General features: G+C 47.5%; 9 protein-coding genes. 5 read left to right on the top strand and 4 right to left on the bottom strand.

From position 1 onward, the window contains the following. Window positions 1–24 precede the first annotated feature (24 nt). The gene (locus tag EY643_RS02570; RefSeq protein WP_152660737.1) at window positions 25–765 is read right to left on the bottom strand and encodes a polysaccharide biosynthesis/export family protein; all 741 of its coding nucleotides are present in this window, start codon (window positions 763–765) and stop codon (window positions 25–27) included. A gap of 313 nt (window positions 766–1078) precedes the next feature. Between EY643_RS02570 and EY643_RS02565 the strand changes: the two genes are divergently transcribed. The 5 genes from EY643_RS02565 to EY643_RS02545 all read left to right on the top strand — a co-directional run bounded on the left by EY643_RS02565 (window position 1079) and on the right by EY643_RS02545 (window position 7307). Continuing rightward, window positions 1079–1552: a FecR family protein gene (locus tag EY643_RS02565; protein WP_152660736.1), complete on the top strand. Its 474-nt coding sequence runs from the start codon at window positions 1079–1081 to the stop codon at window positions 1550–1552. A 358-nt stretch (window positions 1553–1910) separates the two neighbouring features. Further along, the gene (tviB, locus tag EY643_RS02560) at window positions 1911–3179 is read left to right on the top strand and encodes a Vi polysaccharide biosynthesis UDP-N-acetylglucosamine C-6 dehydrogenase TviB (RefSeq protein WP_152660735.1); all 1269 of its coding nucleotides are present in this window, start codon (window positions 1911–1913) and stop codon (window positions 3177–3179) included. A gap of 278 nt (window positions 3180–3457) precedes the next feature. Then, entirely contained in the window at window positions 3458–4594 is a 1137-nt protein-coding gene (gene wecB / locus EY643_RS02555; RefSeq protein WP_338035559.1) for a non-hydrolyzing UDP-N-acetylglucosamine 2-epimerase, read from the top strand. After that, a complete protein-coding gene (wecC, locus tag EY643_RS02550) occupies window positions 4587–5837 on the top strand; it encodes a UDP-N-acetyl-D-mannosamine dehydrogenase (RefSeq protein WP_152660734.1) in 1251 nt (416 codons plus the stop codon). Before wecB ends, wecC begins: the two co-directional genes overlap by 8 nt. Before the next feature lie 321 nt (window positions 5838–6158). Continuing rightward, window positions 6159–7307, top strand: coding sequence for a nucleotidyltransferase domain-containing protein (locus tag EY643_RS02545; RefSeq protein ID WP_152660733.1), 1149 nt, complete (start codon window positions 6159–6161; stop codon window positions 7305–7307). A 96-nt stretch (window positions 7308–7403) separates the two neighbouring features. Here the strand turns inward: EY643_RS02545 and EY643_RS02540 are convergent, their stop codons facing one another. From EY643_RS02540 to EY643_RS02530, 3 genes are read right to left on the bottom strand one after another with little or no spacing between them, the layout of a single operon-like run. Then, the gene (locus EY643_RS02540) at window positions 7404–8105 is read right to left on the bottom strand and encodes a WecB/TagA/CpsF family glycosyltransferase (protein WP_152660732.1); all 702 of its coding nucleotides are present in this window, start codon (window positions 8103–8105) and stop codon (window positions 7404–7406) included. After that, entirely contained in the window at window positions 8102–9295 is a 1194-nt protein-coding gene (locus EY643_RS02535) for a delta-aminolevulinic acid dehydratase (RefSeq protein ID WP_152660731.1), read from the bottom strand. Before EY643_RS02535 ends, EY643_RS02540 begins: the two co-directional genes overlap by 4 nt. Then, window positions 9276–11423, bottom strand: a complete 2148-nt coding sequence (locus tag EY643_RS02530; protein ID WP_152660730.1) for a bi-domain-containing oxidoreductase — start codon at window positions 11421–11423, stop codon at window positions 9276–9278. Before EY643_RS02530 ends, EY643_RS02535 begins: the two co-directional genes overlap by 20 nt. Between the last annotated feature and the right edge of the window lie 526 nt (window positions 11424–11949).

The raw sequence follows: 11949 nt of genomic DNA, 5'->3' as shown, positions 1-11949 counted from the left end.
CACTCGATCAGCTTGTGCCTAACGTTAGTACTGCCTGTAGCCGCCAAAACCTGGCACGCCCAGTGAGAAGCTCTTCATAAAGGTAGCCGTGCCCGACTCAGGCACAACAATACGGTCATTGGCGAGCACGATGGGGTCTTTCTTTATGCCTGACTTGATTTGTTCAAGTTGCACCAGGTAGCCATAAACCGCCCCGTCCTGGTCCTGGCGGAACAGCACAATCTCCTCCTGGTCAGCAATGCGGGTAACGCCGCCCGCCATTGCCATCACTTGCAGCAAGGTAGTTCGCTTTTTCAAGGGATAGATACCGGGCTGCTTGATGGACCCCAGCACGGTGACCTGCTGACTGGCATACTCGACCACAGTCACGCTCACTTGTGGGTTCTGCAGATAACTATGGCCGTATAGCGTTTCCAACAATACCTCTACTTCAGGGATGGTCTTGCCAGACACCTTTACATTCGCCAGCAGCGGCATACTGATTTCACCGCGAGTATCGACCACATAGATACCCGAAAGCTCTTCCACCAGGAACACTTCAATAGCCACCTCATCGGTGGGCCCCAGCCGATATTCGTTTTCGGGTTGATAACTAACTGCGCCCATAGTATCGGGCGCATCGGGGAGATCCGGCATGGACTCCACGGTGTTGTCTCCCACGACTTTAGCGGGACCATCGACACCGGAGGATTTGACGCCACTAGAGCTGCATGCAGCCAGTGTGCAAAACAGCAAAAAGGCGAGGATAAAACGACTACAACCCATATGACTCACGAAATCCCTGTGAACTGGCGCGCCAGCGCAAAACTATGGGCTAGAGGATACCTAATTCAGATGGATTTGGTAACTCGATGCGACTCACTGACACCATTGCAGAGGCGTAAACCGGGCCTGATAGAGCCCTTTCACGACCCAAAATCGGTAAATTTGATAGTTTTCTACCAAATTGCACATACCAAGGCCCCTGTTTTCTTGAAGAATCCCATAAACGCTACTAATATTATCTGTCGTAACTAGTTGAGCCATTCTGCTCTCTGGCCCTCCGCAGGCCGGTGAACCTCTGACAAGGAAAGTTACCATGAAGACTTTCAATATTGGCCTGCTCGCAGGCGCCTTAGCCATCGCCAGCTCTACCAGCCTCGCCGCTGACACCGGTGTTGTTCTGGCCTCCGTTCAAGCCCCCGTTATGGTCAATCAGGGCGAAGCTTACGTGGACGCACAGGACAGCATGCCTCTCAACACTGGCGATCGCCTGATGGTGATGCGTGGCGGCAACGCCCAGATTCAATTTGCCAATGGCTGCGTGCAAAATATTCGCGCCAACGAAATTGTCACCGTTGGCACCTCAGCCGCTTGTAACACCGCCACAAGTGCCGGAACCTACAATCAGGTAGGTAGCGGTGGCACTTCCACTGGCGGCAGCCCCACTAACGGAAGCCCCACAGGCGTTGAATGGGCAGGCATAGCCGGTATTGCCGGTGTCGGAGGCTACATCGTTTACAAGATATTGGACGATGACGACGACAGTGATCGTAATCCTGCCTCACCCTGAGGTAAGATAACAAGGCTCAACTAGAAGGCCCGGTTAACCCGGGCCTTCTAGTGTCTAGCTCCCTCACATCGATGATCTGAAATATCTGAGCAGCAACCTGCAAACCTTGGCACATGTGGCAGGCCGCAAAACGGCGAACCGATTCCTCGAGAGCAGAACGTGACAATGCAATTAACCTGGTGAACTGGAGTTCGATAAGGGGACTCCCCCCGCCCCAGAAAGCTGATATTTAGCCCATGACCCGAATAAAACCCTTAACCACTGTAGAGGCTTCAATCTTCATCATCCAGCTAGTATTATCAGATCACTGCAGAACGCACTGCAAGTTCCAATGGATTTAACTCAAGGATTACCTTCCATGCAGTCTCCCAAGATCGCCATTATCGGCTTGGGCTATGTTGGTCTACCGCTTGCTGTCGAATTCGGCAAAAAGTACACAACTATAGGTTTCGACATTAATGAAAACCGCATTGCAGATCTGCGCAGGGGGCAAGACAAAACGTTAGAAGTGAATAGTACTGAGCTAAACAGCGCATCCGAGTTGTCTTTTACGAGCAATTCCAATGATCTAGGCGCTGCCAACGTCTTTATCGTCACAGTCCCCACACCGATCGATCGACACAATCGCCCTGATCTCGCTCCTTTGGGTAAAGCTAGCGAAACCGTGGGCAAAGTGCTCAAAAGCGGCGACGTTGTCATCTACGAGTCCACGGTGTACCCGGGCGCGACTGAGGATTATTGTGTCCCAATTCTCGAGCGGGAATCCAACTTTGAATTCAAGCGTGACTTCCACGTCGGCTACAGCCCGGAGCGCATCAACCCCGGCGACAAGGAACACAGACTTTCCTCTATCATTAAGGTCACTTCCGGCTCCAATGAAGAAACTGCCGGCCTCGTAGACCAGCTCTACAACTCCATCATCGAAGCTGGCACACACAAAGCCGAAAGTATCAAAGTGGCCGAGGCCGCCAAAGTGATCGAAAATACCCAGCGCGATGTAAACATTGCCCTGATGAACGAACTTGCCATGATATTCGACCGACTTAATATCGAGACAGATCACGTTCTTAAGGCAGCTGGCTCCAAGTGGAATTTTCTGCCCTTCAAACCAGGATTAGTTGGCGGACATTGCATAGGAGTGGACCCCTACTACCTGACCCACAAAGCCCAAGAAATTGGCTATCACCCGGAAATAATTTCGGCTGGCCGACGCATCAACGACTCTATGGGTGGATACATCGCATCACAGCTCATTAAAGCTATGCTCCAACAAAAAATCCAGGTGAACGGCGCCCGAATTCTCATAATGGGACTGACCTTCAAAGAGAACTGCCCGGATCTTAGGAATACTCGCGTGATAGATGTCATCCAAGAGCTTGGTGACTACAACGTCACGGTGGATGTTTTTGATCCCTGGGTAGATGCGAAAATAGCTGCGGATGAATACCGTATTAATGTGATAGATGAGCCTAGAAACGCAATCTATGACGGTATCATTATTGCTGTAGCGCACCGGCAATTTGCTAAGATGAGTGCAAAACACATTCGCGCGTACGGCAAAGAAAAACACGTGCTCTATGACATAAAGAATATATTACCGAACCAAGCCAGCGATTTAAGGCTATAAAAGAGCAGCAATACAGTCATACAAAAATCACTACCTCTAATAACAGCTGCACTTGCAAAACGGCTAATCACAGGCGCAGCCGGACTAATTGGTTCCAATCTCAATAAAGCCTTACTAATGTTGAATCAGCTTAATATTGGCGTGGTCCATTTTGCAATCGGGTATTAGCCAATGCCAAAACAACACCTGCACTACTTACCCACACTCGATATCGCAAAGGGACTGGAACAGGCGATAAGCTATTATATAGACTGTACAAATCTAAATAGAGACAAAACATGAAACCGATGCCGGTCATCCTAACCATCTTTGGCACACGCCCAGAAGCAATCAAAATGGCACCAGTGGTCAAAGCCATAGAACGAGAATTTTCCATCACTGGCCTTGTCTGTGTCACCGCCCAGCAGCGAGAAATGCTGGACCAAGTACTAAACCTATTTGAGATCACCCCCGATTACGATCTAGACCTGATGACCAACAACCAGAGCCTGGCTGACCTAACCGCACGGGTGGTCACCCACCTGCAGAATGTATTATCTGAGGTAAAACCCGACCTAGTGCTAGTACACGGCGATACCACAACCACTATGGCCGCTAGCCTCGCGGCCTTCTATCAAAAAATTCCCGTGGGCCATGTGGAGTCAGGATTACGCACCCACAATACTTATTCCCCCTGGCCTGAAGAGATCAACCGGCAAATAACCAGCCGCATCGCAGCATTGAACTTCGCACCCACAAGGCTCTCCCGACAGAACCTGCTGGATGAGAACATTCCAGTCGATTCAATCACGGTCACCGGCAACACCGTGATCGACGCCCTACTTTCAGTAGTACACCGGATCCGTGGCAACCCCGAGTTGCAACGGGAGCTGGATAGCAAACTCCCGGTTGTTCCGCAGAGCAAGAAACTCATACTCGTCACTGGTCACCGCCGGGAGAATTTTGGCGAAGGCTTTCTAAACATCTGTTCTGCACTAGCTGAACTGGCAGACAATCCAAACATCCGGGTCATCTACCCCGTGCATTTGAATCCTAACGTCATAGGCCCAGTCTACCAAGCACTGGGTGGCCTCGAAAATATCCAGCTCATTGAACCTCTAGACTACCTGCCATTCGTGCGCCTTATGGATAGAGCCCATATCATCCTGACCGACTCTGGGGGCATTCAGGAAGAAGCCCCAAGCCTAGGCAAACCCGTCTTGGTTATGCGTGATTCCACCGAGCGCCCAGAGGCTGTAGATGAAGGCACGGTGCGGCTAGTAGGCACCGAGAAAGAAAAGATTGTGAGCGAAGTAAATCGTCTTCTGAGTTCCGAAAGAGATTACCAGGCTATGGCCCACGCACACAACCCATACGGCGACGGCAAGTCAGCCGAGCGTATAGTAAACCGTATCAAGGAGAGCATGTTTGACTAGGATAGTCGTAATAGGGCTGGGCTACATCGGACTGCCCACAGCCACCGTATTGGCCCTACGGGGATTCGATGTGCTGGGCGTGGACGTGTCACAGAACGTCGTGAACACTCTGAAGCAGGGCAAAATCCACATTGTCGAACCTAGCCTAGACGTCTCTGTAGCCGCGGCCGTCAAGTCCGGCACATTACAGGTAGACACCAAACTAGGTCCGGCAGATGTATTTATCATCGCGGTACCTACACCATTCAAAAACGACAATACGCCTGACCTGTCCTACGTTGAAACCGCCGCTCGAAACATCGCGATACACCTCTCACCCGGCAATTTAGTAATATTGGAATCTACATCTCCAGTGGGGACAACCCGAAGAGTGTCCGAGTGGATCGCGGAAGAACGCTACGACCTGAAATTACCCCATGAAGATGCAGCGAAGCCGGATATCAACATCGCGCACTGCCCGGAGCGAGTGCTCCCAGGGCGTATTATGACCGAGTTGGTAGAGAACGACCGAATCATCGGCGGCATAACACCTGCTTGCACCGAGAAGACCATCGAACTTTACCAACAGTTCGTGCGCGGAGATTGCCTAGCTACCGACGCTTCAACCGCCGAGATGGCCAAGCTAGCAGAGAACGCCTTTCGCGACGTAAACATAGCCTTCGCCAACGAGCTCTCGATGCTTGCAGAGAAGCAGGGAGTGAACGTGTGGGAGTTAATCCGATTGGCCAATCATCACCCCCGGGTTGACATACTCAAACCAGGACCGGGGGTGGGTGGGCACTGTATCGCTGTAGATCCATGGTTTCTAGTCGACGCCGACCCCTCGCGGGCCAAGTTAATCCGACAAGCGAGAGAAGTGAATGACAGTAAACCTCGGTTTATTATCGAGCGAGTAAAAAATGCAGTGGCTAAAATTGAGAACCCACACATTACGTGTCTGGGATTGACCTTCAAAGCCAACGTAGACGACCTACGCGAGAGCCCGGCCGTGGTTATCTGCCAGGATATAGCAGGCATAGGGGGCTCGACAATTTCAGTCGTAGAGCCGCACATCGCCGAATTGCCAGACAGTTTCAACGACTTCGCGAATGTCCAACTCGCACAACTTGAGACTGCAATCCGCGCCGCCGATATTCTGGTACTGCTGGTTGATCACCAGCAGTTCCGAGCTATCCCGGGGCTGTTTGACTTATCAAGTGTTAAAGTTCTCGACACTCGAGGGCAATGGGATCACTCTCTGTGAGGATATCATTTCAGTAACCACTTAACGGCCAAGCGCATAATTCAATCAGTATTACTGAGAGTCGCAATGTCAAAAAAATATCATTGTTAGTATTTGTTTGGCTATGATAAGGGATGAGCATGTCCCAAATGTACAGCAGGCAAGCAGTTGAAGAATCGAGAATTGCCTCTCATAGAATTGTATGTACATCCTAAGTGAGTAGGAAATTTTCCTCGTGCTTTCGACTCAAATTGCGCCCAACTATTTCGTTCGTAATCGTACAGAGAAAGTATCACTTGAATCATCGCAATCTAATAAAGACTCTGAGCTTCCTTCAAAATTATGCTTAGCAACCTACAGTTCGCTATCTACTGTTGCAAAACTCAGCTTTCGGAAGATGATGTATCAATACTAAAAAACGATATCCAAGAAAGAGATGATGAAAGCATTAGAAAACTTATAAACTTCGTTTTATCTCAACAAGTCTTTCCACAATTTCATCGTTGCATAATTAATCATGCAACTGAACTATTAAGTCAGCCGATAATGGTTGAACTCGAAGAATACAACCTGAGCATCGTAGTAAGTAACATTGGTATAACTGGTGAGTTGATTCAAATCCATAAACTATGCGCTGATCGAAGTATCCGGATTTTGCCCTTCAAAGGTCCCGCTATGGCCATAAAGGCGTACCAAGATGTCGGCAGCAGGCAGTTCTCAGACCTTGACATTCTGATAGAACGTCAGGATTTCAAGTCATTTTCCGACATCCTTTCGAGCAGGGGATACAAGCCTCTTTATCCCATCGACAAGTACAAATCAAAGAACGTTTTGTTTAAGATGAACAATGACTGTCCTTTCTATCATGGTAAGAAAAACTTTGTCGTTGAAGTTCACTGGGACTTTTTCCGTAAGCTTGCCCTCCCTACTCGGGTGTTTGAGCCTTGGAAAAATACAGAGTTAGTAAATATAAAGGGCCATAACGTCTCTATTCTATCTCCAGAAAATCAATTGCTGTATCACTCGCTCCACGGATCAAAACATCTTTGGGAAAAGCTTCTTTGGATCGTCGATTTGGACCGCTATATACGCTCAAATCCTGATATTAACTGGAACGAAATTTTGCGCAAAGCGAGAACGCTAGGCGCACAAAGGTTATTTATTCTCGGCATAGCACTTTCACATGAATACTTCGATACTCCCTTGCCTCAGGAAATTGAAAGGGTCTGCAAAAATCAAAATTTCACTTCGATATCAGTATTAATTGAATCTGTGCTGAACAATGAATGCCCCGGAACTCTAGACAGCATTGCTAAAGTAGGCAAGCTAATCACATTGAGAGACAACCCTTACTTCAAGAGCAAAATGATCCTCGAATACGTCTTCAAACCCGGCATCAATGAAAGAGAAATGATCATCCTACCCAAGCAACTATTCTTTCTGTACTGGTTGCTAAGGCCGCTAAGGTTGGCTAAAGACTATCTATTTTGAATGCTGGCCAAGTGGCTAATGCAGAACTCAATTCCCACTCCACACAAATATTTCTCATGACGGAGTATCAATTATATTGGGAATTCTATAGAGTTTTCACTGAGAAAACTTATTCAGCTTCAAAAGAAGTAAAAACCGCAGCAAATGTATCTGCCGCCTTAGTCTTGAGGGCTCCTTCAGCAATCGGTAAAACCACTCCAGATGATGCTCAACCCACCAGGCCGGAGCACGCTGCACGCTATTTGTATAAACGTCAAAGCTACCACCAAGTCCCTGATAAACCGCTGGATGATGCCGGCTCATTTCTTCCATCAATAGTTCTTGCTTTGGTGACCCCATAGCAACAAACACCACATCCGGCTTTTTGCGTGTAATGTCATCCATAAGAGACTGTTTTTCCTCTTCAGTACCAATATAGCCGTTGCGGTAGTTAAGAATACTGATACCAGGGTACTCTTGCTGAAGCTTGTCTACAGCTTTTTCAATGACGGGTTGCTTACTACCGACCAGATAATAACTACTATCTTGGTAACGGTACTTAATAATATCCAGCCATAATTCGCAGCCTGGAATTTTGATAGCACGCTCACCCTGTTGCTTGAGCCCCATAACAGCACCCAGTCCATCCGGATAGCCAACATTACGATTTATAATATCGCGAGAATTTTCTGTAGCGTGAAGAATTTTTTCGGCGTTAACTGCGACAAGTAGACTCTTATTCTCAAAAGCAAAATCTATTAACTCTTCTCTTGAATGTGGTGCGTAAATCTCTACTCCGTTTATCTTTTTGCGATTCATCGTTGGGTATTCTCTAGCAGATAGTAAGTTAACGCATTAAACATGAATGCGTTACTCCAGCGCATATAGGATATTTTCGAACTTAGCCCCTTTTTCAGTTGATAGTAGAAAAAGCCATCTCTATCTTGCATATTGGCCTTTGTCCAGGAGAAAGTCTTTTCAGACAAACGCTTGTTTTCCTGCCAAACACCAAGCTTACTCAATGTCACCCAAAGCTGCCCAGGGCAATGAATATCTATGGGGTAAGTTTTGTCGTGATAATACTTGGGCGTACCATCATCCTCAAAAAAGTTTTCTAGATAAAAATCCAACCCCTTCTTTAAGTTCCCAGCATATGAATCATCGCCACAGTAATCTGCATATACACTTATAGCATCAAGGTTATAGCCCGTATGAAAACTGTCAATCCAGCTTTGCACCGGCAGTAAGCCGTATACCCAAGAACCATCTTTCGCTTGACCTTTGCATGCCGCATTAACGGCTTTCTTTGCGAAGACCCTAAACTCTTCGTCACCTGAATAGTGGTAGCAGTAACTCAGCAATTTAGCTCCGAGTAAAGATGCGTTGTAAACCGTATCATTACCTTCTAGAGGGCTATAGGCAAAAATAAGGCCGCCCTCACACTCACTACGGCCTAAATCGTTAAGAATAAAACTACCTGAAGTTAGCGCCTCTTCAAGGTAGCGCTGATTCCCGGTGACGTCATAGGCTTCAAACAACGCGGTCGCGCAAAAACATGTAGCAACTACAGTTGGCGTATACGCTGGGAACAGGAACAAGCGCCTGGCTTGCCAATCAAAATTGTAACCCCAGCAATTACCAGAATATCCCTGAGTTCTCAACGACAGCAACAACTGCGCCAACTCATCAATCTTCAACAGAATCTCTTCCGTTGTGCCGAATCTTTCGTCTCCTTTCTCTGCTAATCGGTATAAATTGCAGTAACCATTTAGAAACAGTCCAATTCCTTTAGCGTTGTATTCCTTCGGGACAAGAAAAATAGTGCGAAAGTTGATAGGGCTCCGCTTGAAAGCCTGAATTAGAATCAAGCGTGCAACATCCCAGTGTTTTAAGGGCGTAGCTTGAAAAATTTTTGAATTGAGTCCGTCATACGGGTCCCACCCTCTATAGGCCTCGGATTCGCAATATAGCTTCAATGAGGAAAAAGATTTATAAAGCGAGGACGTCATAAGGGATACTTCCATTCTGTAACGACCTAAGCGACATGAAGGAAGCCTTGGTAGCAGCATATATGTCTTGATAAGAAATTGGACATTCACTACTACTGAGTAACGAACTAACAAAGGCCCCAACCATTTCTGACTGGCCTTTATTCTGGCTCACCAACTTATTCTTGTATGGTTTTCCATTCCCATAAACCTTTAGCTCTTTGAAGTCCTGAATAATCGCTGTAACACCTCCAGAATATACTTCAATGTACTCCTTGGTTAAGTCTCTAGAACCATTGGAAAAATAGGCGATCACGCCCGTTGAGCCGTTCTTAAACTGAATCGAGAGTGTGACAGTGTCGTTCAGTCCATGAGCATCCGGCACAGCTATAGCTGAAATCGTCGAGGGCAAACTCCCACAAATAAATGTTAGCAGATCGATAAAATGGCAAGCTTCACCAATGATACGCCCTCCGCCCAATTCCACATCCTGAATCCAAGTATCTTTGGGAACACTCCCGGCATTTACCCGGTAAATCATAGCCATCGGGGCGCTTCCCACTTTCTCTTTCAGATCGCTGGTGAGCGGCGAAAAACGCCGATTAAAGCCGACCATAAGCGATCTGCCGCCAGCTAGATATAGTGTAGTAATCTGTTCAAGCTCTTCTTCGGTTAGGCAGAGCGGCTTTTCTACAAAAATGTGTTTGTCGGCTTTGAGCCCCTTAATAACGAACTCAGCATGAGAGTCGTGTCTAGTGGCGATAAACAATGTATTGGTTCTTTCAGAGAGAAGATCTGCCTCGCTATCGGAACAAAAAGAGAACTTGAAGCGCTCCGCTACTCGTTTAGATGTTGCGCCAGTATTCGCCAATACACCGATTCGAGCGACATCTGGGCTCGCTGGAATATTAGGTAGCAGGTTACTCTGGGCATAACTACCGACTCCGATGAAGGATATTGACACTTTACCTAGCGTTGGCCCCTCATTAACCACGACGGGTTCTCGGCTAATGACTTTATGAACATCATACTTTAGTGCGATACCAACAAAATGCTCTGATTTACTAGCGACCAAATCAAATGCCTGTGGCGCGTCATCAAAGTCGAATTCATGGGTTGTAAGGTATTCAAGATCAACAAGGCCTTTCTCGATCAAACGTTGAAAGGCTTCCATATTACGTTTTTCGGTCCACCGAACATAAGCCACAGGGTAGTCAACACCCTTTTCCTCATATTCAAAATCGTAACGACCCGGACCATAAGAGCACGCCATTTTAAGCTCAAGTTCTTTTCTATACCAATAGGGGTCTCGTTCAAAGCCAGTTGGTACTGCACCCAGAACTACCACAGTTCCCTTCTTCCGAGCAACGGCACCGGCGACATTGATTGGATCTAGGCTATCTGTGGCGGCGGCAATAATGACTGCATCGGCGCCAATTCCAGAGGTTGCCTGCTGTATTTTCGTTTCAATGCAGGGAGTATCTCTAACGTACGCTTCATCAACAATTTTATGCTGAAGCGCCAATTCGACAGAACCTAACGCAATATCAATTCCAATCACATTGACACCCGAAGCTTTTAGCAACAAAGAAGAGATGTAGCCAAGTAGGCCAAGACCTATAACCACACAAGTCTCTCCAACACGCAAATCGGCCTGGCGCACACCCTGCATTGCGATAGAGCCCAAGGTGTTATATGCCGCATGCTTTAAGTCTGCCGATTCAGATAGCTTCACGCACAGGTTTACCGGCACAGACACAACTTCAGCATGGTTAGCATATCCGGCACCGGCACAGGCAACCTTGTCGCCTATTTTAAACTCTGTAACGCCCTCACCTATTGCGATGACTTTACCTGCCGAGCTATAACCCAAAGAGGAATAGGCATCGAGCTTTTTCACTACAGCCCGATAGGTTTGTACCGGCCCCTGAGCCCTTAAAGTATCGAAAACCTGCTTAACCTGTTGCGGGCGCTCTTTGGCTTTTCCGATTAAGCTTTTTCGCGCAGCTGAAACTGTCGAGCCTTCGGTGCCACCACTAATAATTGAATAATGGTTGCGTACCAAGACCTGCCCTTTCCCCACCTGTGGAAAGGGCAACTCCTGAATAGCCATTTCGCCAGAACCAAGCTTCTGAGTGAGTTGCTGCATGAGTCAATCCATAATCGCTGGAATTTGTATCCGTCTAATAGTACCCGGTATGACACTCAAAAAAAATTCAATGATTCAACGCTTTATTAGTTTATTCTTCCAAGTTTCCGATCTCTATAGAACCAGACAACCCGCCCGCCTAAAGGTAGTCAACCAACGAGATTTAGCGTGAAACACCTTCAGTCCAAGGAGATGCACGGCAATAAGGGTCCAACAACGAGCGTACCTGCTAAATAAGCATTAGGAAGGCGGACACCATGTGCAACTTGGCACAGCGCGCTGCCATCGAAAAATTTCTCCAAATGGTCAAGTACAGTGATCAAAACACGACGTCAGCGGACACCTTTTTTGGGTCTCCTGATAAGATGCTGCCGACGCAAGTCCTGCACGAGGCGGCATTTCAAAACGCCTAAGCAAACTGAGATGTTCTTTCCGAGGCACGTCTGGGGCATATTGCCCTAAAACATATAGCAAGTAGTAGCTCACCAAATTGAAATAGAATACGTCTCGGTTCCCAGGTGACGAA

The organism is Halioglobus maricola, from assembly GCF_009388985.1.
GTDB lineage: Bacteria > Pseudomonadota > Gammaproteobacteria > Pseudomonadales > Halieaceae > Halioglobus > Halioglobus maricola.
This window is presented reverse-complemented; position numbering and strand designations above follow the sequence as displayed.